At 68.4% G+C, this 20,876-nt stretch carries 17 protein-coding genes and 1 tRNA gene; 6 read left to right on the plus strand and 12 right to left on the minus strand.

What is annotated here, in order from left to right; genetic code table 11:
• Positions 1–68: 68 nt before the first annotated feature.
• Positions 69–3,518: a transcription-repair coupling factor gene (gene mfd / locus A2G96_RS10350; protein WP_062799005.1), complete on the minus strand. Its 3,450-nt coding sequence runs from the start codon at positions 3,516–3,518 to the stop codon at positions 69–71.
• A 237-nt stretch (positions 3,519–3,755) separates the two neighbouring features.
• Between mfd and ispD the strand changes: the two genes are divergently transcribed.
• Positions 3,756–4,496 (plus strand): 2-C-methyl-D-erythritol 4-phosphate cytidylyltransferase, encoded by a 741-nt coding sequence (gene ispD, locus A2G96_RS10355; RefSeq protein ID WP_062799006.1) that lies wholly within the window; start codon positions 3,756–3,758, stop codon positions 4,494–4,496.
• A gap of 4 nt (positions 4,497–4,500) precedes the next feature.
• On the plus strand, positions 4,501–5,010 hold the full coding sequence (ispF, locus tag A2G96_RS10360; RefSeq protein ID WP_012352652.1) for a 2-C-methyl-D-erythritol 2,4-cyclodiphosphate synthase: 510 nt from the start codon (positions 4,501–4,503) through the stop codon (positions 5,008–5,010).
• A 14-nt stretch (positions 5,011–5,024) separates the two neighbouring features.
• Here ispF and A2G96_RS10365 read toward each other — a convergent pair whose 3' ends face one another.
• The 6 genes from A2G96_RS10365 to ompR all read right to left on the minus strand — a co-directional run bounded on the left by A2G96_RS10365 (position 5,025) and on the right by ompR (position 10,888).
• The gene (locus A2G96_RS10365) at positions 5,025–5,597 is read right to left on the minus strand and encodes a GNAT family N-acetyltransferase (protein ID WP_062799008.1); all 573 of its coding nucleotides are present in this window, start codon (positions 5,595–5,597) and stop codon (positions 5,025–5,027) included.
• Positions 5,598–5,800: 203 nt separating this feature from the next.
• Positions 5,801–6,322 carry a carboxymuconolactone decarboxylase family protein gene (locus tag A2G96_RS10370; RefSeq protein ID WP_010810111.1) on the minus strand — a complete coding sequence of 174 codons (522 nt, stop codon included), beginning with the start codon at positions 6,320–6,322 and terminating at the stop codon, positions 5,801–5,803.
• Between the two features lie 105 nt (positions 6,323–6,427).
• The gene (locus tag A2G96_RS10375; protein ID WP_012352655.1) at positions 6,428–6,976 is read right to left on the minus strand and encodes a peroxiredoxin; all 549 of its coding nucleotides are present in this window, start codon (positions 6,974–6,976) and stop codon (positions 6,428–6,430) included.
• A gap of 288 nt (positions 6,977–7,264) precedes the next feature.
• Entirely contained in the window at positions 7,265–8,569 is a 1,305-nt protein-coding gene (tcuC, locus tag A2G96_RS10380; RefSeq protein ID WP_062799010.1) for an MFS transporter, read from the minus strand.
• 222 nt (positions 8,570–8,791) lie between these two features.
• Complete coding sequence (locus A2G96_RS10385; protein ID WP_018004459.1) at positions 8,792–10,141, minus strand: ATP-binding protein; 1,350 nt, start codon at positions 10,139–10,141, stop codon at positions 8,792–8,794.
• A gap of 24 nt (positions 10,142–10,165) precedes the next feature.
• A complete protein-coding gene (gene ompR / locus A2G96_RS10390) occupies positions 10,166–10,888 on the minus strand; it encodes an osmolarity response regulator transcription factor OmpR (RefSeq protein WP_010810107.1) in 723 nt (240 codons plus the stop codon).
• 301 nt (positions 10,889–11,189) lie between these two features.
• Between ompR and A2G96_RS10395 the strand changes: the two genes are divergently transcribed.
• Positions 11,190–11,537, plus strand: coding sequence for a hypothetical protein (locus A2G96_RS10395; RefSeq protein ID WP_062799012.1), 348 nt, complete (start codon positions 11,190–11,192; stop codon positions 11,535–11,537).
• Here A2G96_RS10395 and A2G96_RS10400 read toward each other — a convergent pair.
• Together A2G96_RS10400 and hpnD are read right to left on the minus strand one after the other, a co-directional pair.
• Positions 11,534–12,796 (minus strand): Zn-dependent hydrolase, encoded by a 1,263-nt coding sequence (locus A2G96_RS10400; protein ID WP_062799014.1) that lies wholly within the window; start codon positions 12,794–12,796, stop codon positions 11,534–11,536. The two genes, A2G96_RS10395 and A2G96_RS10400, sit on opposite strands and share 4 nt — an antisense overlap.
• A 50-nt stretch (positions 12,797–12,846) precedes the next feature.
• On the minus strand, positions 12,847–13,683 hold the full coding sequence (gene hpnD / locus A2G96_RS10405; protein WP_062799016.1) for a presqualene diphosphate synthase HpnD: 837 nt from the start codon (positions 13,681–13,683) through the stop codon (positions 12,847–12,849).
• Positions 13,684–14,100: 417 nt separating this feature from the next.
• Here hpnD and A2G96_RS10410 point away from each other — a divergent pair, with 417 nt between their 5' ends.
• Complete coding sequence (locus A2G96_RS10410) at positions 14,101–15,309, plus strand: efflux RND transporter periplasmic adaptor subunit (RefSeq protein ID WP_062799018.1); 1,209 nt, start codon at positions 14,101–14,103, stop codon at positions 15,307–15,309.
• 4 nt (positions 15,310–15,313) lie between these two features.
• Positions 15,314–18,427, plus strand: a complete 3,114-nt coding sequence (locus A2G96_RS10415; protein WP_062799020.1) for an efflux RND transporter permease subunit — start codon at positions 15,314–15,316, stop codon at positions 18,425–18,427.
• A gap of 42 nt (positions 18,428–18,469) precedes the next feature.
• Here A2G96_RS10415 and A2G96_RS10420 read toward each other — a convergent pair whose 3' ends face one another.
• Positions 18,470–18,919 carry a hypothetical protein gene (locus A2G96_RS10420; RefSeq protein WP_062799023.1) on the minus strand — a complete coding sequence of 150 codons (450 nt, stop codon included), beginning with the start codon at positions 18,917–18,919 and terminating at the stop codon, positions 18,470–18,472.
• Between the two features lie 266 nt (positions 18,920–19,185).
• Positions 19,186–19,272, minus strand: a tRNA-Leu gene (locus A2G96_RS10425).
• A 251-nt stretch (positions 19,273–19,523) separates the two neighbouring features.
• Between A2G96_RS10425 and A2G96_RS10430 the strand changes: the two genes are divergently transcribed.
• On the plus strand, positions 19,524–19,898 hold the full coding sequence (locus tag A2G96_RS10430) for a VanZ family protein (RefSeq protein WP_062799026.1): 375 nt from the start codon (positions 19,524–19,526) through the stop codon (positions 19,896–19,898).
• Here A2G96_RS10430 and A2G96_RS10435 read toward each other — a convergent pair.
• Positions 19,873–20,730 (minus strand): 23S rRNA (adenine(2030)-N(6))-methyltransferase RlmJ, encoded by an 858-nt coding sequence (locus A2G96_RS10435; RefSeq protein ID WP_062802123.1) that lies wholly within the window; start codon positions 20,728–20,730, stop codon positions 19,873–19,875. The genes A2G96_RS10430 and A2G96_RS10435 overlap by 26 nt on opposite strands.
• Positions 20,731–20,876: the final 146 nt, after the last annotated feature.

A 20,876-nucleotide genomic window follows, 5' to 3' on the forward strand; every position in this document is an offset into this window, starting at 1 on the left:
ACTAACTTGTTAAGGAATTGATGCTACACCCGGCCGCGCGCCGCGTCCATGCACGATCGGCATGGACGCTACGCCAGTTGCCGCAGCGTATGCTTGATGGTCTGCGCGCGCACCGCCACGTCCGGCATCCTGGCCTCGATGCGCAGTTTGTCCTGTCCCGCCAGCTTGATATGGCGGTTCTTCTGTACCAGGTCGATGATGCGCATCGCATCGATCGGCGGGTTGGGCACGAACTGCACGCTGATGGTGGCCTCGCCGGCGTCGATCTTGCGCACGCCCAGCGGTGCCGCGGCGATGCGCAGCCGGTGGGTCTCGACCAGCGCCTGCGCCTGCGCCGGCAGCCGGCCGAACCGGTCGACCAGCTCTTCCTGGATATCGTCGACACGCTCCGGGGTCTCGCAGTTGGCCAGCCGCTTGTACAGCGACAGGCGCTCGTGCACGTCGGCGCAGTAGTCGTTGGGCAGCAGCGCCGGCGTGCCCAGGTTGATCTCGGTGGTGGCGGCCAGCGGCGCCATCAGGTCGGGCTCCTTGCCGGCCTTGAGCGCCTTGACCGCGTGGTTGAGCATGTCGGTGTAGAGCTGGAAGCCGATCTCGTGGATCTCGCCCGATTGCTTGTCGCCCAGCACCTCGCCGGCGCCGCGGATTTCCAGGTCGTGCATGGCCAGGTAGAAGCCCGAGCCCAGTTCCTCCATCTGCTGGATCGCCTCGAGCCGTCGCTGCGCCTGCTTGGTCAGGCCGTCGACGTCATGGACCAGCAGGTAGGCATAGGCCTGGTGGTGCGAGCGCCCGACGCGGCCGCGCAGCTGGTGCAGCTGTGCCAGCCCGAACTTGTCGGCGCGGTGGATCAGGATGGTGTTGGCGGTCGGCACGTCGATGCCGGTCTCGATGATGGTGGTGCACAGCAGGATATTGTCGCGGCGCGAGACGAAGTCGCGCATCACGCGCTCCAGCTCGCGCTCGTGCATCTGGCCGTGCGCCACCGCGATGCGCGCCTCGGGCACCAGCTCGGCAAGCCTGGCGCGCTTGTTCTCGATGGTCTCGACCTCGTTGTGCAGGAAGTACACCTGCCCGCCGCGCTTGAGCTCGCGCAGGATGGCCTCGCGGATCACGCCGTCTTCCTCGCGCCGCACGAAGGTCTTGATCGCCAGCCGCTTCTGCGGCGCGGTGGCAATCACCGAGAAATCGCGCAGGCCTTCCAGTGCCATGCCCAGCGTGCGCGGGATCGGCGTGGCGGTCAGCGTCAGCACGTCGACCTCGGCGCGCAGCGACTTCAGCGCTTCCTTCTGGCGCACGCCGAAGCGGTGTTCCTCGTCGATGATGACCAGGCCCAGGCGCTGGAACTTGACCTGGTCGGACAGGATCTTGTGGGTGCCGATGACGATGTCGACGCTGCCCTCGTTGATCTGCTTGATCGCCGCGTCGATCTCCTTCCTGGTCTTGAAGCGCGACAATTCCACGATCCGCACTGGCCATTCGGCGAAGCGGTCGGACAGGGTCTGGAAATGCTGCTCGGCCAGCAGCGTGGTCGGCGCCAGCATCGCCACCTGCTTGCCGCCCAGCACCGCGACGAAGGCCGCGCGCAGCGCCACCTCGGTCTTGCCGAAGCCGACATCGCCGCACACCAGCCGGTCCATCGGCTTGCCCGAGGTCATGTCGGCGATCACCGCGGCGATCGCGGCGGCCTGGTCCGGGGTTTCCTCGAAGCCGAAGCTCTCGGCGAAGGTCTCGTAGTCCTTCGGCGACAGCGGGAAGGCGAAGCCCTCGCGCGCGGCGCGGCGCGCGTACAGGTTGAGCAGTTCGGCAGCGGTGTCGCGGATCTGCTGCGCCGCCTTGCGCTTGGCCTTGTCCCACTGGCCGGAGCCGAGGTGGTGCAGCGGCGCGGTATCGGGATCGGCGCCCGAATAGCGCGAGATCACGTGCAACTGGTGCACCGGCACGTAGAGCTTGCTGCCCTTGTCGTAGTCCAGGTGCAGGAATTCCTCGTCGCCCTGGCCCATGTCGAGCGTCACCAGGCCCTGGTAGCGGCCGATGCCGTGCTCGCTGTGCACCACCGGATCGCCGATCTTCAGCTCGGCCAGGTCGCGCACCATCGAATCGACGGCCGACGCCTGCTCCTGCTTGCGGCGGCCGGTGCGGCGCGCGGTGCCGGCGTACAGCTCGGCTTCGGTGACGAAGGCCAGCCGTGCCTGCGGCAGCGCGAAGCCGCTCTGCAGCGGCGCCACCGCGATCGAGAAATGCGCGTCGCCGGCGAGGAACGCGGCAAAGTCTTCGACCGGATGCGGGCGCAGGCCGCTTTCGGCAAAGAGCTGCAGCAGCGTCTCGCGCCGCCCGGCGGAGTCGGCGCACATCAGCACGCGGGTCTGCTGGTCGAGCAGCAGCGACTCCAGGTTGACCAGCGGATCTTCGGCGCGGCGGTTGACCGCGACGTCGGGCAGGATGCCCGAGAACGCCGGCTGGTCCGCGCCGGCCTCGACCTGCAGCACCAGCCGCGCCATCGGCTTGGCGGCGACGAAGAACTGCTCCTCGGACAGGAACAGGTCCGCCGGCGGCAGCAGCGGGCGCTCGCGGTCGTGGCGCATGAAGTTGTAGCGCTGGGTGGTGTCGGCCCAGAAGCGGCGGATGGCCTCGTCGATGTTGCCGGCGAACACCAGCTGGGTGTCGGCGGGCAGGTAGTCGAACACGGTCGCGCTGTGCTCGAAGAACAGCGGCAGGTAATACTCGATGCCGGCCGACGGCACGCCGTTGCCGATGTCCTTGTAGATCGGCGACTTGGTCGGGTCGCCTTCGAACACTTCGCGCCAGCGGCCGCGGAACGCGGTGCGCGCGGCCTCGTCGAGCGGGAACTCGCGCCCGGGCAGCAGCCGCACTTCCTTGACCGGATACAGGCTGCGCTGCGTGTCCGGATCGAAGGCGCGGATGGTCTCGATCTCGTCGCCGAACAAGTCGATGCGGTATGGCAGCGCCGAGCCCATCGGGTACAGGTCGATCAGGCCGCCGCGCACGCTGTACTCGCCCGGCCGCATCACCGCGCTGACATGCTCGTAGCCCGCCAGCGTGAACTGCGCCTTGAGCGCGGCCTCGTCGAGCCGCTCGCCCTGCTTGAAGAAGAAGGTGTAGGCGGCCAGGAAGGCCGGCGGCGCCAGCCGGTACAGCGCGGTGGTGGCGGGCACCAGCATCACGTCGCACTGGCCGCTCTGGATGTCGTGCAGCGTCGCCAAACGCTCGGAGACCAGGTCCTGGTGCGGCGAAAAGCTGTCGTAGGGCAGGGTTTCCCAGTCGGGCAGCAGGCGCACGCGCAACTCCGGCGCGAACCACGGGATTTCCTCGGCCAGGCGCTGCGCATCGACCGCATGCGAGCACACCACCGCCAGCATCGGCGCGCGCGCGCGGTGCTGGCGCGCGTATGCGGCCACCGCCAGCGCATCGGCCGAGCCGCGCAGGCCGGCCACGCTGTGGCGCAGCCCCGGCTTGACCAGCGGCAGGTTGACAAAGGGAAAGGCGGGCGTGGCGTCAGGCATGTCGGCAGGGGGCGTTCAAAAACGACGACGCCCCGCCGGCATCGCGGGCGGGGGTCGGTGCAGGGACTCCAGGTGCCTGCGGCGCACTGCCGCTCCTCCGGTTACGGCGAAGCGGCATGGCGACGGGCAAGGGCCGTATTATAGAATGCGCACCGGTTGTCCCGCTGCCGGCTCTTTGCGCCCCTTCCTGCCGGGCCGGCCGGTGGCCCCGCGCTTCTTTCACTCCACGCCGATCCTGTGTCCGCTCGCCGCTTTGCCCTGATTCCCTGTGCCGGTACCGGCAGCCGCGCCGGCGGCACCGTGCCCAAGCAATACCAGACCGTGGCCGGCCGGCCGATGATCTGGTACGCGCTGGCGGCGTTCTCGGCGTGCGACGCCATCAACGCCACCGCACTGGTGCTGGCGCCCGACGACATGCCGCTGGAATCGCGCTTCGGCGCGGCCGCGTTCGCCGGGCTGCGCTTCGATACCGCCTTTGTCGGCGGCGACAGCCGCCATGCGTCGGTGCTGGCCGGCCTGCACCACCTGGCGCAGCTGGGCGCGACCGACGCCGACTGGGTGCTGGTGCACGATGCCGCGCGCCCGGGCCTGACCCCGGCGATGGTCCACGCGCTGGTGCGCGCGGTCGAAAGCGACGGCGACGACGATCCGGACGCCGCCATCGGCGGCATCCTGGCGGTGCCGGTGCCCGATACGCTCAAGCGCGCCCAGGACGATGCCCGCATCGGCGCCACGGTGCCGCGCGAAGGGCTGTGGCAGGCGCAGACGCCGCAGATGTTCCGCCTGGGCGTGCTGCGCCAGGCGCTGCAGGACGCGATGGCGGCCGGCGCGGTGGTGACCGACGAGGCCAGCGCGATCGAGCGCCTGGGCCTGCATCCGCGGCTGGTCAACGGCTCGCTGCGCAATTTCAAGGTGACTTACCCGGAGGACTTCGCGCTGGCCGAAGTGCTGCTGGGCAACCACGCCAAAGGAGCATGACCGCATGATGCCTTTCGATATCCGGGTGGGGCAGGGCTATGACGTCCACGCGCTGGTGCCCGGCCGCAAGCTGATCCTGGGCGGGGTCGAGATCCCGCACGACCGTGGCCTGCTGGGCCATTCCGATGCCGATGCGCTGCTGCACGCGGTCACCGACGCGCTCTTCGGCGCGGCCGCGCTCGGCGATATCGGCCGCCATTTCCCCGACACCGACGCGCAGTTCGCCGGCGCCGACAGCCGCGCGCTGCTGCGCGAGGCGGCGCGCCGCGTGCGCGAGGCCGGCTATGAGATCGGCAACGTCGATGCCACGGTGATTGCGCAGGCGCCCAAGCTGGCGCCGCATATCGGCGCCATGGTGGCCAACCTGGCCGAAGACCTGGCGATCGCGCGCGGGCGCTGCAACGTCAAGGCCAAGACCAACGAAAAGCTGGGCTTCGAAGGGCGCCAGGAAGGCATCGTGGCGCAGGCGGCGGTGTTGCTCTGGCGCGCCTCGGTGGCGGACGCGCAGGACTGAGCTCAGGGGCGACGTCAGGGGCGCGGCGCGTCGGGCGCCGTGTCTTCTGGCGGGATGGCGTAGGTGTAGTCGATCAGCCGCGCCATCGCGCCGCTGCGCGCGCCGGCCTCGGTGCGCTTGGTGAATCCCATCTGCTGGCACAGCCGGTTGGCCGATGCCATTTCGGGCATGGTGCGCACCACCAGCGTCGACGCGCCGATGTCGCGCGCGCGCTGGATGCAGATCTGCATCAGCGTGCGCCCCAGCCCCAGGCCGCGCGCCTGCGGGCTGACCGACAGCAGCCGTGCTTCGGGTTGAGTCAGCGTGATGGTGCTGCCGTCCAGCGCCGGCAGCGTCGCGCCGGGGTGGCAGAACAATACCGCGCCCATGATGCCGTGATCGGTCTCCGCCACCCACCATTCCATGTCCGGGTGGCTGGTCGCCAGCACGGCCTGCATGCCGCGCTGGAACGATGCCCGGCAATCTTCCATGATGGCCAGTTCATATTGCCCGTAGGCCTGTTGCGTGACGGCGGCGATATCGCCCCAGTCATGCACCGCCGCCAGGCGGTAGTGGAAGCGGGGGGAAGTCGGCGAAGGCAGGGTCATGGCAGGCTGAAAGTGCGGTTCCTGCCTGGATTGTAGGCGGATCGCCGCGCCCGCGCAGGATGCGGCCATGACGGTTGCAAGATGGGAACAGCCGGCAGGTTCCGATGGGAAGCTGCCGGCTGTTGTGCTACGGCGCCCGTTGCGGGCCGCCAGGGAGGGCGCGGGGGCGCGCGGATGCCTTGGTTGGTCGCTTACTTGGCCGCTTACTGGGCCGCAATCACGTTGGCCGCGGCCACGATCACCGCGGCAATGCGGCCGACGTCGCGCAGCTGCTGCGCGGTCATGCCCTGTTCGTTCTTCAGCAGCTGGTAGTGCGACTTTACGCAGAAGTGGCACTTGCCCACGATCGATGCGGCCAGCGCGTACATCTCGAAGCGGCGCTTGTCCACGCCGCCATGGGTGGCGTAGGCGTTCATGCGCAGCCCGGCCGGCTGGCTCGCCAGGTCCGGATCGTCGGCCATCTCGACATACGGGTACCAGGTGTTGTTCATGCCCATCAGCGCGGCCGCGGTCAGCGCGCCGTTGGTTTCCTCGGGCGACAGCACGCCGGCATTGCGGATGGCGTCCACCAGCACCTTGCTCTGCGCCGCGAATGCCGCCGCCAGCGCCACGCCGACCGCATCGTTGCCTTCCAGCGAGGAACGGGCGATGGTGCCGTCCACGTTCAGGCGGATGTCCTTGGCGTAGTCGGGGATGAGGTTCTTAATCGTGCTGAGGAATTCCATTTATTTCTCCTATCGATCAGGGCTCAAAAAACCCGCGCAAGCGGGTTTCGATGCGGAGGGCGGGGCCCTCCGCGGATCGCCACGGCGTCTGGCGACGGTCAGAAATTACAGCGTGGCGCCGCCAACGGCACGGTTGCACGGGCACAGCTCGTCGGTCTGCAGGCCGTCCAGGATACGCAGGACTTCGTCCGGGTTGCGGCCGACGTTCAGGTTGTTCACCGAAACGTGCTGGATCACATTGTCCGGATCGACGATGAAGGTCGCGCGCAGGGCCACGCCGGCAGCATGGTCACGCACGCCCAGCTGGTCGATCAGCGAACCGGTCACGTCGGCGAATTGCCACTGGTTCAGCTTGTTCAGGTCCTTGTGTTCGCGGCGCCATGCCAGCTTGACGAACTCGTTGTCGGTCGAGCCGCCCAGCACGATTGCATCGCGGTCGGCGAAGTCGCCGTTCAGCTTGGCGAAGGCGACGATTTCGGTCGGGCACACGAAGGTGAAGTCCTTCGGGTAGAAGTAAATGATCTTCCACTTGCCTTCGAACGACTTCTCAGTGATGTCTTCGAAAGCCGACTGGCCGTTCTCTTCGTGATTGTTGAAACCCGGCTTGACACCGACGACGTGGAAGGCTTCGAGCTTGTCACCAACGGTCTTCATAGACTTCTCCTGATACGGTTGCAATGAGAGCGGTGCCGCTGCCGCGTGCCCCGGCGTGGGACCGGTAATACGGCTGCTGCGGCGGCGTACCGCGACAAAACGTGATTATGCGTCATCATCCGGGCCTGGGCTAATTGATATTCTCAAAGGGCCCGATAGGCAAAGGCATGGCAACGCATGTGGCACACGGTCGCGCCACGGTCGCGCCAGCGCGCCGCCGTTGCGATGGGCCAGTATGCCACGCGCGATGACACCGCACATGGCAACTTGGTGACGATCACTTGGAAATCAAGCCGCCTGCATTGCCGCCTCGCTGCCGCGGCGCGCGCGGAAGATCACCAGCGTCGCAACCAGCCCGCACAGTGCGGCGAACATCAGCCACAGGCCCGGGGCGGCCTTGTTGCCGGTGGCATGGATCAGGTAGGTCGAGATCGCCGGCGTGAAGCCGCCGAACAGCGCGGTCGCCAGGCTGTAGGCCAGCGAGAAGCCGGTGGTGCGCACCGCCGCCGGCATGATCTCGGTCAGCGCCACCACCATCGCGCCGTTATAGCTGCCGTACAGGAACGACAGCCACAGCTCCACCGTCAGCAGCCGCGCGAACGACGGCTCGGCCACCAGCCACGACACCGCCGGATACGCGGTCAGCAGCGTCGCCACCGTGAAGCCCAGCAGCAGCGGCTTGCGCCCGACCCGGTCCGACAGCGCCCCCATCAGCGGCAGCCAGATGAAGTTGGACAGGCCCACGCACATGGTGACGATCAGGTTGTCGGTGTCGTCGAGCCTGAGCACGGTCTTGCCGAAGGTCGGCGTGTACGCGGTGATCATGTAGAACGACACCGTGGTCATCACCACCATCATGCAGCCGGCCAGGATGATGCGCCAGTTGTCCAGCATCGAGCGGTAGATCTCGCCGATCGCCGGGCGGTGCTTGCGCGCCTTGAAGGCTTCGGTCTCTTCGAGCGAACGGCGGATCAGGAACAGGAACGGCACGATCAGGCAGCCGACCAGGAACGGGATGCGCCAGCCCCATTCGTCCATCTGCGCCGGCGCCAGCGTGCCATGCAGGATCACGCCGAGCAGCCCGGCGAAGATCACCGCGACCTGCTGGCTGCCCGACTGCCAGGCGACATAGAAGCCCTTGCGCCCGGGCTTGGCGATCTCGGACAGGTAGACCGAGACCCCGCCCAGCTCCACGCCTGCGGAAAAGCCCTGCAGCAGGCGTCCTGCCAGAACCAGCAGCGGCGCGGCCACGCCGATGCTGGCATAGCCCGGCACGCAGGCGATCAGCAGCGTGCCCATGGCCATCAGCACCAGCGTCAGGATCAGGCCCTTGCGGCGGCCGTGGTGGTCGATATACGCGCCCAGCACGATCGCGCCCAGCGGCCGCATCAGGAAGCCGGCGCCAAAGGTGGCGAGCGAAAGCATCAGCGAGGCAAACTCGTTGCCGCTCGGGAAGAACGTCCTGGCGATGGCGGCGGCGTAGAAGCCGTACACCATGAAGTCGTACATTTCCAGGAAGTTGCCGCTGACGACGCGGAACACGGTGCGGAACCCGTGCTGCGAGCCGGCGGACGCTGCGGTGGTCTCTGACATGGCTGTCTCTCAGGCACCGCCGGTGCGATCCGGCGGCATGATGGTCGGGAGGTATCAGCCAGGCGCGCGGGCCGCGCCATGTGAGAGGGGAGTTGCCGCGGGCCTGATGACGCGCGCCAGTGTGCGCCGCGCCGCTGTCATTGCCCTGTCAAATGCCTTTCAGGAAGCTATCAGCGGCTGTCGAAAACCTGTCAGTGCGCCCGGGCGCCGTCCAGGGGCCGATCAGGCGCGCCGGAAGCAGGCGCTGACCACCAGCCCGGTGGCCGGCGCGGCGCGGTTGGCCAGCAGCAGACGGCCGCCGTTGCGCTGCATGATGCGGTTGACGATCGACATGCCCAGCCCGGCGCCCTTGGCCTCGCTGCGCGCGGCGTCGAGCCGGTAGAACGGCCGCGTCAGCAGCGACAGCTGGCCGTCGGGCACGCCGTTGCCGTGGTCGGCCACGGTCAGCACCGCTTCCTTGTCGTCGACGCGCGTGGAGATTTCCACCACCGCCATGCCGGTCTGCTCGTCCTTGGCATAGCGACGCGCGTTCTCGACCAGGTTGTCGAGGATGCGCTGCACCTCCATGCGGTTGGCGACCGCCATCACCGGCTCGTTGGCGCGCACATGCACGCGCACGTCGTCGTGGGCGGCATAGACGCCGACGGCATCGTGCACCAGCGCCGACAGGTCGACCGGCTCGACCGTCTCGAGCGGCGGACGGGCGTAGTTGAGGAACTGGCCGATGATGGCGTCCATCTGCTCGATGTCGGCGATCATGGCGTCGCGCGTGGTGCCGTCCATCGGCGACATCTCGGTCTCCAGCCGCAGCCGCGTCAGCGGCGTGCGCAGGTCATGCGAGATGCCGGCCAGCATCACCACGCGGTCGTCGTCGAGCTGGCGCAGGTCGCGCACCATCTGGTTGAAGCTGTGGTTGGCCAGCGCCACTTCGCTGGCGCCGTGCTCGGGCAGCGGCGGCGGGTCGCCGCCGGCACCGATGGCGCGCGCGGCGTTGGCCAGCCGCTTGAGCGGGTAGTTGACGCGCGCGGTGATAAAGGCCGCGCCGATGATCGACAGCAGCAGCGCGGCGATACTCCACCACAGCCACTGGATACCGGGCACGCGCTCGAAGCGCTCCGGGCTGATCGCGACCCAGTAGTCGTCACCCTCGATCTCGAAGCTGACCCACACGCCGGGAATGTCGTTGACGGTGGTGGCCAGCACGGTGTCCTCGCCCAGGCGGCTGCGGATCTCCTGCTGCACCAGCGAGGTCAGGAACGGGTTGGCGGTGGGCGCGGCGAAGTCGTCGTCCTTCTCGCGCGGATAGACCTTGATGCCTTCGTTCTGCACCAGGTCCAGCAGCAGGAAACGGCGCCGCGCGGGATCGGAGTAGAGCAGCGCGGCGCGCGTCAGCTTGACCACGCTGACCACCTGCATGGCGATCTGCTGCGCGCGCGGGGCGCGTTCGAACAGCCGGTAGCTCTGGAACCAGATGCCCAGCGAGATGGCCAGCAGCAGGGCGATCAGCATGAAGGTCCGCCAGAACAGCGAACCAAAGAACCGCGTTGCGGTACGGCCGATTACGGTCGCCACGATAGGAACAGCGGCCGCAATCGGTTATTTCACGCCATCGGGAATGAAGACGTAGCCCAGGCCCCACACCGTCTGGATAAAACGGGGGTTGCTGGGATCCGGCTCGATCAGCTTGCGCAGGCGCGAGATCTGCACGTCCAGGCTGCGGTCGAACACTTCGTATTCGCGGCCGCGCGCCATTTCCATCAGCTTTTCACGCGACAGCGGCTGGCGCGGATGGCGCGCGAACACCTTCAGCACCGAGAACTCGCCGGTGGTCAGCGTGATTTCCTCGTCGTTCTTGGTCAGCGTGCGCGTGGCCAGGTTCAGCACGAAGTCGCCGAAGGCGAAGGTCTCGGGCGTTTCCGACGGGGCGCCGGGCACTTCGGCCGGGCCCTTGCGGCGCAGCACTGCGTGGATGCGCGCGATCAGCTCGCGCGGGTTGAAAGGCTTGGGCAGGTAGTCGTCGGCGCCCATTTCAAGGCCGACGATGCGGTCCACGTCCTCGCCCTTGGCGGTGAGCATGATGATCGGGGTCTGGTCGTTGGCGCCGCGCAGCCGGCGGCAGATCGACAGGCCGTCTTCGCCGGGCATCATCAGGTCCAGCACCAGCAGGTCGAAACGCTCGCGCAGCCAGAGCTTGTTCATCGCGGTGGCGTTCTCCGCCACCAGCACGGTAAAACCCTGTTCGCCCAGATAGCGGCGCAGCAGATCGCGCAGACGCGGGTCATCGTCGACGACAAGAATCTTGTGGCTGGTATTTTCCATGGCGGTATCTTAGCGACTATCGCTTTCGCTCAAAATGGCTTAACAAAACGTTACATACTTTACCCCGTGGTATGGCAGTGTGCATCAATCGTGCGATTACACTGCGCAATCCGTCCATTTCGGCGCCGTGCGCGGCAGTTTTACACGCATTTTCGCCGGACGATCCACGGCTTCCGCCAGCCCGTCCAGCGCCCGCTGGCGCAATGCTTGCAGAGGGCGCGGTGCCGGACGGGGTACCGGAATTCCGGGCTTCAGGGCAGTCCAACCACTGCCTTTTCGCGAAGCCAAACCGCCATTATCAATGAAAGTGAACCGAACCCGGCACGGGCATCCGCAGCATGGTATCGCCGGCGCATGCCTTGCGCTGGCGCTGGCCGTGCTGGCGCTGTGCATGCCGGCCGGGACGGCGCTGGCGCAATCGGCGGGTATGGCCAATTTGCTCAAGCGCTACCCGTCGGCGCAGGCGAGCGATCCGGGCAACAGCCAGCGCGAAGCGCGCGCCCGCGCCGAGCGCCACCGTGCCGAGCAGCGCGAGGCCGAGCGCCGGCGCGGCGAGGAACGCGGCGGCTCGCGGCTGTCGCCGGACGAACGCCGCCGGCTGCGCAAGAACCTCTACGACTTCGGACGCGACATCTACCAGGGCGGCTAGCCGCGCGGCTGGAAGTGGCGCAGGAAATCGACGAAGACCTCTGCGGCCAGCTGCGCATCTTCCGCGGTGATGGTCTCCAGCGGGTTGTGGCTGATGCCGCCGTTGCCGCAGCGCACGAACAGCATCGCCACGTCGGTGACACGCTGCATCATCATGGCATCATGGCCGGCCCCGGACGGCAGCTCGAACGCCTGCAGCCCGCGCTTCTTCAGTACCGCCCCGAACTGATCCATCAGCCAGCGCGCGCACGGCGCGTTGTTGACCGGCGGCACGCGTTCCACCTGCGCGCTCAGGCCGCGGCGTTCGGCAATCTGCGCGATGCCGGCGACGATGTCGGCGATAGCGGCTTCGCGGATCGCGTCCTCGCCGGCACGAATGTCCATCGAGAAGGTGCATGCCGCGGGGATGACATTGCTCGAGCCATTCGGCACCTGCACCTGGCCCACGGTGCCGACCAGCGTCGGCGCTGCCGCGCAGCGCTGCTCCACCAGCAGGATCATCTCGGCCGCGCCCGCCGCGGCGTCGCGGCGCATGCTCATCGGCGTGGTGCCGGCGTGGCTGGCCAGGCCTTCGACGCGTACCGAGAAACGGCTGCTGCCGGCGATCTGCGTGACCACGCCCAGCGGCAGGCCATGGTGCAGCAGCACCGGACCCTGTTCGATATGCACTTCGACAAAGCCCAGCAATGACGCCGGATCGAGCGCCGCGTCGCGCAGCGCCTGCAGCGCGCCGGCGCCGGGCAGGCCGGACGCTGCCAGCGCTTCGCGCAGGGTGATGCCGTCGGCGTCCTGGCGTTCGAGCAGCGCGGCGTCGAAGCGGCCGGCCAGCACGCTGCTGGCCAGGAAGCTGGTCTTGAAGCGCAGGCCTTCTTCCTCGGCGAAGGCCACCACGTCGACGTGATACGGCAGGCGGATGCCGGCCTGGTTGAGCGCGCCGATCACGGCGATCGGCAGCAGGATGCCAAGCCGGCCGTCATAGCGTCCGCCATTGCGCACGGTGTCGAAATGCGAGCCGGTCAGCAGCACGCGCGCGTCGCCGACCGCCGGATCGGCGGCATAGCGGCCGATCACATTGCCGATGGCATCGATGCGCACCTGCATGCCGGCGGCTTCCATCCACTGCGCCAGCAGGGCCTGCGCGGCGCGGTGGGCGGGCGTCAGGTAGGCGCAGGTCAGGCCGCCCTCCATGTCGGAGAAACGGGCGAGTTCGTCGGCATGGGCGAGGATGGTGTCGCCGAGGGAGGCGGAGGTCTGCGTCATGGCGGTACGGCTTGGGACAGGTGATCGGAAAAGGCGGAGCGGTCGGCGCGCTAGCTGTTGCGCACCCACGTCTTCCAGGCGATCCACAGCTTGCGCAGCGGCGTCAGCGCGATGCGCTGGTTCAGCACCTGGAACTGGCTGGCTTCGAGCTCGTCCAGCAGCGCATGGTAGATCGCGCCCATCAGCAGGCCGGCGCGCTGGGCGCGGCGGTCCTGCCGCGGCAGCAGCGCCAGCGCCTCATGGTACAGCGCGCGGGCCCGGCCGGCGTGGTACTGCATCAGCGCGACAAAGCGAGCGGAATGCTCGCCCTTGAGGATTTCCGAAGCCGGCACCTGGAATTGCTGCAGCGTATTGACCGGCAGGTAGATGCGCCCGCGCCGCGCGTCCTCGCCGACATCGCGCAGGATATTGACCAGCTGCAGCGACTGGCCCAGCTTTTCGGCGAACACCAGCGTCTGCGGATCGGTATAGCCGAACAGCCGCGCGCTGAGGGTGCCGACCACGCCAGCGACGCAATGGCAGTAGCGCGCCAGGCCGGCCTCGTCCAGGTAGCGGGTCTGGGTCAGGTCCATTTCCATGCCCTCCAGCACTTCGGCCATCTCGGCCTGGCTCAGGCCGGCGCTGGCGATGTGCGGCTGCAGGGCCTGGGTGGTGGGGTGGGTCGGCGCGCCGTCGAACAGGCGGCGCAGCTCGGCGCGCCACCAGTCGAGCTGCTGGTGCGCCAGGCCGGCGTCATGGGTTTCGTCGACCACGTCGTCGACTTCGCGGCACCACGCGTACAGCGCGGTGATCGCGCGGCGGCGCTCGGCCGGCAGGAACAGGAAGCTGTAATAGAAGCTCGAGCCGCTCTGGGCGACTTTCTCTTGGCAATACTGATCGGGCGTCACGCCGGTCTCGGGTCGAAGAAATGTGGAAACCGCTGGGGAACCGCTGCGATTTGCCGCAATTCGGAGCAAATCGCGGATGAGCGGGGCCAGGCCGATGGGCGCCAGCCGCGTCGCGGTGCGCCAGCGGCGCGCCGGATTGTAGCACCGCGCCCCGGCCACCCCGGGCCGGTCCGGCGCAGTTCGCCGCCGTGGAACGCCGCTGAAGCTTTCTTCCAGACGTTTCGTCGCCTGCCGTTTGACGCACCCCGGGGCGGTCGTTATATTACTGACCGGCAAGTTATTTAGCCCCCGTGCCGGCTTCCGGCCATCCGCCGGCCACCGTCGGGCCGCCACCCTCAGCTGCCACATGGCGCGGCGTGAAAGGGGTGGAGCGCGGTCCGCCCAGCAGTTGTACCCATTCCGATTCGTTGCCTACCGATGCCAGTGCTTTGCCAAGTGCCGGAAGTTGCGGCTGCAGATACCTCAGTCACCCCTGTCGTCACGACGCCGCTCCGGCAGGCCGTGCGCTCCGGTAGCGGCATGGTCATGGCGGTGCTGGCGCTGGCCGGTGCGCTGGTCCTCGGCGGCTGCGGCAAGGCGCCGGAGCTCGCGCCGGAGATCCGCCCGGTGCGCATGATGCAGCTTAGCCCGCACAGCGGCAAGACCGTCTTCGAGTTTTCCGGCGACGTGCGCCCGCGTGTGGAGTCGCGGCTGGGCTTCCGCGTCGGCGGCAAGATTGCCGCGCGGCTGGTGGATGTCGGCGCCGTGGTCAGTAAGGGCCAGCCGCTGGCACGGCTGGACCCGGCCGACCTGTCGCTGGCTGAAGCCGGCTCGCGCGCGCAGTTCGAGGCAGCCCGCACCGACCGCGACCTCGCCGCGGCAGACCTGAAGCGCTACAACGACCTGTTCGCCAAGGGCTTTATCAGCGCCGCCGAGCAGCACCGGCGCCAGGCCAGTTTCGATGCCGCCGAAGCGCGGCTGCGCCAGGCCCAGGCCGGGCTGCGCAGCCAGTCCAACCAGACCGCCTATGCCGTGCTGCATGCCGATGCCGACGGCGTGGTCACCGCCATCGACGCCGAGGTGGGCCAGGTCGTCACCCCCGGCCAGCCGGTGGTGCGGGTGGCGCAGACGGCGGAGAAGGAAGTGGCGATCGGCCTGCCCGAGGACCAGGTCGGCCTGCTGCGCGGCCTGACCGACGTGACCGTCCATACCTGGGCCGAGCCGCAGCGTGCGCTGCCCGGCCGCGTGCGCGAGATCGCCGCCTCGGCCGACCCGGTCACGCGCACCTACGCCACCCGCGTGAGCGTGCCCAACCCGCCCGCCGACCTCAAGCTGGGCATGACCGCGGTGGTGACCTTCGTGCGCAACGGCGCCGCGCCGGCGCTGCGCGTGCCGCTGACCGCGCTGCTGCAGGAACAGGGCCGCGACCAGGTCTGGGTCTACGATGCCGCGTCCGGCACGGTCAAGCCGGTGGCGGTGACGCTGGGGGAAGCCTTCGGCAACGAGATCGAGGTGCGCCAGGGCCTGGCGCCGGGGCAGACCATCGTCACCGCGGGCGTGCACCTGCTGCGCCCGGGGCAGAAGGTGCGGCCGCTGCAGACGGTCGCGCCGGCGTCGGCACCGGCCGCCACCCCGAAGCAGGGGTGAGCGGATGGACCATTCCCGCTTCAACCTGTCGCGCTGGGCGCTCGAACATCAACCGCTGACCCGCTACCTGCTGGTGGTGCTGCTGCTCGGCGGCCTGCTGGCGTTCTTCCAGCTGGGCCAGGACGAGGACCCGCCGTTTACCTTCCGCGTGATGGTGGTGCAGGCCTTCTGGCCCGGCGCCACCGCCGAGCAGATCGCGGTCCAGGTCACCGACAAGATCGAGCGCCAGCTGCAGGAAGTGCCGTATGCGGACAAGATCCGCAGCTTTTCCAAGCCCGGCGAGACCACGGTGATCTTCCAGCTCAAGGACACCTCGCCCGCGAAAGAGACCGCGCAGGTCTGGTACACCGTGCGCAAGAAGATCGGCGATATCCAGCAGACCCTGCCGGCCGGCGTGCGCGGGCCGTTCTTCAACGACGAGTTCGGCGACGTCTACGGCACCATCTACGCGCTCTCGGCCGATGGCTTCAATTACAAGGAGCTGCGCGAATATGCCGACCTGGTGCGGCAGGAACTGCTGCGCGTGCCGTCGGTGGCCAAGGTGTCGCTGATCGGGCTGCAGGACGAGAAGGTCTACATCGAGTTCAACCAGGCGCGCTTTGCCCAGCTGGGGCTGGACATCAACGCCATCGCCGACCAGATCTCGCAGCAGAACAACCTGACCGGCAGCGGCGTGCTGGTAACCCCGAGCGACAACCTGCAGGTGCGCCTGTCGGGCCAGTTCGCCAGCGTGGCAGACCTGGAGAACCTGGTGCTGCGCGGCCCCAACGGCATCGCCAATATCCGCCTGGGCGACATCGCCCACGTCTACCGCGGCTATGTCGACCCTACCCAGCAGCGCATGCGCTTCAACGGCAAGGACGTGATCGGGCTGGGCATCTCGATGCAGAAGGGCGGCGACATCATCGAGCTCGGCAAGAACCTGCGCGGCGCCTTCGAGCGGCTGCGCGGCCAGCTGCCGGTGGGCATCGAGATGGATCAGGTGCAGGACCAGCCCGAGGCGGTGCAGCGCTCGGTCGGCGAGTTCGTGCGGGTGCTGATCGAGGCGGTGGTGATCGTGCTGGCGGTCAGCTTTGTCTCGCTGGGCCTGCACACGCGGCCGCTGCGGCTCGATGTGCGCCCGGGGCTGGTGGTGGCGCTGACCATCCCGCTGGTGCTGGCGGTGACGTTCCTGTTCATGAACATCTTCGGCATCGGCCTGCACAAGATTTCGCTGGGCGCGCTGATCGTGGCGCTGGGGCTGCTGGTCGACGACGCCATCATCGCGGTCGAGATGATGGTGCGCAAGCTGGAAGAGGGCTTCTCCAAGATGGAGGCCGCCACCTTCGCCTATACCTCGACCGCGATGCCGATGCTGACCGGCACGCTGATCACCGCGGCCGGCTTCCTGCCGGTGGGGCTGGCGCGTTCGACGGTGGGCGAGTACACCTTCGCGATCTTCGCGGTGACGGCGCTGGCGCTGGTGCTGTCGTGGCTGGCCGCGGTCTACTTCACGCCCTACCTGGGCTACCTGCTGCTCAAGACCCGCGGCCCGGGCGCGGGCGAGGCCCACGAGGTCTTCGACACGCCGTTCTACGCGCGCTTCCGCCGGCTGGTGGACTGGTGCGTCACCTGGCGCAAGCTGGTGATCGCGATCACGCTGGTGGCGTTCGCGCTGGGCATCTACGCCTTCAAGTTCGTCGAGAAGCAGTTCTTCCCGGATTCCAGCCGCCCGGAACTGATGGTGGAGCTGTGGATGCCGGAGGGCACCAGCTTTGCCCAGATGGAAACCGAAGCGAAACGCTTCGAGCAACGGATCGGCAAGGACCGCGACGTCGCCAGCCTGACCACCTTCGTCGGCACCGGCGCGCCGCGCTTCTACCTGCCGCTGGACCAGATCTTCCCGCAGACCAACGTGGCGCAGGTGATCGTGATGCCGGCCAGCACCGAAGTGCGCGACGCGCTGCGCCGGCGCGTCATCCAGCTGCTCGATGCCGAGTTCCCGTACCTGCGCGGGCGCGTCAAGCTGCTGCCCAACGGGCCGCCGGTGGCCTATCCGGTGCAGTTCCGCGTGATCGGGCCCGACGCAGCCGGCGTGCGCCGGCTGGCCGACCAGGTCAAGGCCGAGATGCGCGCCAACCCCAATACCGTCGGCGTCAACGACAACTGGAACGAGAACGTCAAGATGCTGCGCCTGGAGATCGACCAGGACAAGGCGCGCGCGCTGGGCGTGACCACCCAGGCCATCGCCCGGGTCACGCAGACGGTGCTGAGCGGCGTGCCGGTGGGGCAGTACCGCGACGGCGACAAGCTGATCGACATCCTGATGCGCACGCCGCGCAATGAGCGTGACGCGATCTCGGACCTGAACAACATGCTGGTGCCGACCAGCAGCGGGCGGGTGGTGCCGCTGACGCAGGTGGCGCGCGTGACGCTGCGCTCCGAGCCCGGCGTGGTCTGGCGCGAGAACCGCGACTTCGGCGTGACCGTGCAGGCCGACGTGGTCGACGGCATCCAGGGCCCGACCGTCACCGCGCAGATCAACCCGAAGCTGGACGCGCTGCGCGCGCAGCTGCCGCCGGGCTACCGCATCACCGTGGCCGGCGCGGAAGAGGAAAGCGGCAAGGCCGGCGCGTCGATCGCGGCGCAGCTGCCGCTGTGCATCTTCATCATCTTCACGCTGCTGATGCTGCAGCTCCACAGCTTCTCGCGCGCGGCCATGGTGTTCCTGACCGGCCCGCTCGGGCTGATCGGCGCCGCCGCCACGCTGTTGCTGCTGCGTGCGCCGATGGGCTTCGTGGCGCAGCTGGGCATCACCGCGCTGCTGGGCATGATCATCCGCAACTCGGTGATCCTGGTCGACCAGATCGAGCAGGACATCCGCGCCGGCGTGCCGCAATGGACCGCCATCGTCGAGGCCGCGGTGCGCCGCTTCCGCCCGATCATCCTGACCGCGGCCGCGGCGGTGCTGGCGATGATCCCGCTGTCGCGCTCGATGTTCTGGGGGCCGATGGCGGTAGCCATCATGGGCGGGCTGATCATTGCCACGGTGCTGACGCTGCTGTTCCTGCCGGCGCTGTACGCTGCATGGTTCCGCGTGCGGCGGCCCGAGGACGGACCGGGCGCCGTGGCCGTGTGACGGCCGGCGCCAGGGTCCTGCGCTGCGGCACCAGGCCTGCGCCTAGTTGCAGATCGTGCCGGGTACGGGCTTGCCGGAGGCAGTCAGCCCCTGGCACGCGTCGCCGCTGGCCAGGCTGGTGTCCGATGCCGACGCCGGCGACAGCTTCAGCTTGCCGGCCACGGTGCAGCAGCCGCGCGGCGGTGGCGGGTTGGGGCTGCGTTTGACGGTGGTGCCGGTTATCGTGGCTGGAGCGCTCGGGATTACCGAAGTCGTCGGCACCGGGCTCACCTCCGCCGCCGGCGTGGCGGCCGCTGCGGCCGCTGCAGCAGCGCCGGCCTTTGGCGGTCCGCCTGCTTCGGCGGACTCGTCCACTTCAGGATAGACGCATTGCCCCTGGTGGCAGATTCGCTCACCTTTGCACTGCATGTCGTAATGGCATCCGGCGGCGTGTGCGAGCGATGTCCAGCCAGCGGCCATCGACGCTGCCAACAGCAAGGCAGGGAATTTCATATGCCCTCCGATCAGGGCTGAGGTGATGACGGCGGGCACCGCCTGCGCAGTGCGCACGGCGGCTCCGACATCTTCAGCATAGATCGCCGCAAGGGTCCGCGAAAGGCGGTGCCACTCAGGTGTTCTACCACCTGCGGCAAGCGCCGCGAATCGGCGCCAATAAGCGCGAATAGCGAGCGTCATTGCTTCGCCACGCAGTCGCTTGCCGCATGGCCGATCGGAGTCTGAGATGGGGAAGGTTGTCAGCCCGCCACTTGCAGGGCGGGTGGTGCGAGGGAGGGGACTCGAACCCCTACACCATTGCTGGCGTCAGGACCTAAACCTGGTGCGTCTACCAATTTCGCCACCCTCGCGGTCCTTGCGGCGCTGCCCGGGCGGGCGGCCGCGATGCTCGTTGCCGGAGACGAAAGCAAAAAAGGCGGCTGGAAGTGCCCGCCTTTGCCGCCTGCCTTTGCCGTCTTCTTGCCGGATCTGCCGCCGGCAGCCCGCAGTGCAACGAGGTTGCGGATTGTAGCGCAAGGCGCGGGGGGAATCCAGCCCCGTGGCGACTGCGCGCCCTGGCGGCCCCGTGCGGCTATATTGTCGGCTTTCCAGACCCTGATCCCTGCCCATGATTGCCGTTCCGACCCTGACCCCGCTGCGCTGGCGCCTGCTGTTCTGGGCCTGCGCCGCCGCCGTGCTGGCGCTGTCGCTGATGCCGCCGACGCAGCCGCTGCCGACCACCGGCTGGGACAAGGCCAACCACGCGCTCGGGTTTGCGCTGCTGGGGCTGCTGGGCGCACGCGCCTACGCGGCACGGGGCTGGCCGCTATGGCTGGGCCTGGTTGCGTATGGCGGCGTGATCGAGTTGCTGCAGGGGCAGACCGGCTACCGCGAGGCCGACTGGCTCGACCTGCTCGCCGATACGGTCGGCGTGGCCGCGGCCTTGGCGCTGGACTGGCTGGTGCGCCGGCTCAGCGCTCCTCGGCTTCGAGCGTGAAGCCCGCGCCGTCGTCCTGGCCGAGCAGGTCGGCCAGCACCGGCATGGCCTGCTGCAGCGATTCCTGCAGCCGCCACGGCGGGTTGACGATGAACATGCCGCTGCCGTGCAGGCCCAGCCCACCCTCGACCGGGTGCTTGACCGTCAGGGTCACATGCAGCCAGCTCTTGAGCGGCAAGGCCTTCAGCTGCACCGGCAACTGCAGCGCTTCGCGTCGCTGCACCTGCGGGTACCAGACCGCATAGACGCCGGTGGCGAAACGCTCCAGCCCGTCGCGCACGGTCTGCACGGTGCGCGCGTAGTCCTGCTTGTCTTCGTACGACGGATCGACCAGCACGAGCGCGCGCCGCGGCGGCGGCGGCAGGATCGCCTTGATGCCGCCGAAGCCGTCGCCGTCGTACAGCATCACGCGGCGCCCGGCGCCGCGGAAGTTGTCGCGCAGCACCTGGATCTCGGTGCTGTGCAGTTCGAACAGCCGCAGGCGGTCGTGTTCGCGCAGCATCTGCCAGGCCAGCCAGGGCGAGCCCGGGTAGTGGCGCAGGTTGCCGTCCGGGTTGAGCGCGCGCACCTGGTCCAGGTATTCGTCCAGCATGGGCGGCAATTGGGTGCCGCTTGCGGCGGCGCGCCACAACGGGGCGATGCCGGTCTCGAATTCGGCCTTCTTCTGCGCGTAGGCGTGGTCGAGCGCATAGAGGCCGGCGCCGGCATGGGTGTCGATGTACCAGAACGCCTTGTCCTTCTGCGTCAGGTGCTCCAGCAGTTGCACCACGACGGCGTGCTTGAGGACATCGGCGTGATTGCCGGCATGGAAGGCGTGACGATAGCTGAGCATGTGGAGCAGGGCGCCCTGGCGGCGCAAGATCGGAGGCGGACGGCAAGGCGGTCCGCGGCAAGGCCGCTATGCTACCATCCGGCGCCAGTTGCTCTTGCTGGTCCCTGCTGCACCCGTGGTGCTCCGGCCGGGGCAATTCGCTTCCA

Origin of the sequence: Cupriavidus nantongensis, from assembly GCF_001598055.1 — a bacterium.
GTDB lineage: Bacteria > Pseudomonadota > Gammaproteobacteria > Burkholderiales > Burkholderiaceae > Cupriavidus > Cupriavidus nantongensis.

What these genes read in the sequence shown, in the direction of transcription:
- A2G96_RS10375 (WP_012352655.1), bottom strand. Translation starts at nt 6,976, where the DNA reads ATGAAGACCGTTGGTGACAAGCTCGAAGCCTTCCACGTCGTCGGTGTC.
- A2G96_RS10415 (WP_062799020.1), top strand. Translation starts at nt 15,314, where the DNA reads ATGGACCATTCCCGCTTCAACCTGTCGCGCTGGGCGCTCGAACATCAA.
- A2G96_RS10370 (WP_010810111.1), bottom strand. Translation starts at nt 6,322, where the DNA reads ATGGAATTCCTCAGCACGATTAAGAACCTCATCCCCGACTACGCCAAG.
- tcuC (WP_062799010.1), bottom strand. Translation starts at nt 8,569, where the DNA reads ATGTCAGAGACCACCGCAGCGTCCGCCGGCTCGCAGCACGGGTTCCGC.
- A2G96_RS10435 (WP_062802123.1), bottom strand. Translation starts at nt 20,730, where the DNA reads ATGCTCAGCTATCGTCACGCCTTCCATGCCGGCAATCACGCCGATGTC.
- mfd (WP_062799005.1), bottom strand. Translation starts at nt 3,518, where the DNA reads ATGCCTGACGCCACGCCCGCCTTTCCCTTTGTCAACCTGCCGCTGGTC.
- A2G96_RS10395 (WP_062799012.1), top strand. Translation starts at nt 11,190, where the DNA reads ATGAAAGTGAACCGAACCCGGCACGGGCATCCGCAGCATGGTATCGCC.
- A2G96_RS10410 (WP_062799018.1), top strand. Translation starts at nt 14,101, where the DNA reads ATGCCAGTGCTTTGCCAAGTGCCGGAAGTTGCGGCTGCAGATACCTCA.
- A2G96_RS10420 (WP_062799023.1), bottom strand. Translation starts at nt 18,919, where the DNA reads ATGAAATTCCCTGCCTTGCTGTTGGCAGCGTCGATGGCCGCTGGCTGG.
- ompR (WP_010810107.1), bottom strand. Translation starts at nt 10,888, where the DNA reads ATGGAAAATACCAGCCACAAGATTCTTGTCGTCGACGATGACCCGCGT.
- ispF (WP_012352652.1), top strand. Translation starts at nt 4,501, where the DNA reads ATGATGCCTTTCGATATCCGGGTGGGGCAGGGCTATGACGTCCACGCG.
- A2G96_RS10400 (WP_062799014.1), bottom strand. Translation starts at nt 12,796, where the DNA reads ATGACGCAGACCTCCGCCTCCCTCGGCGACACCATCCTCGCCCATGCC.
- A2G96_RS10365 (WP_062799008.1), bottom strand. Translation starts at nt 5,597, where the DNA reads ATGACCCTGCCTTCGCCGACTTCCCCCCGCTTCCACTACCGCCTGGCG.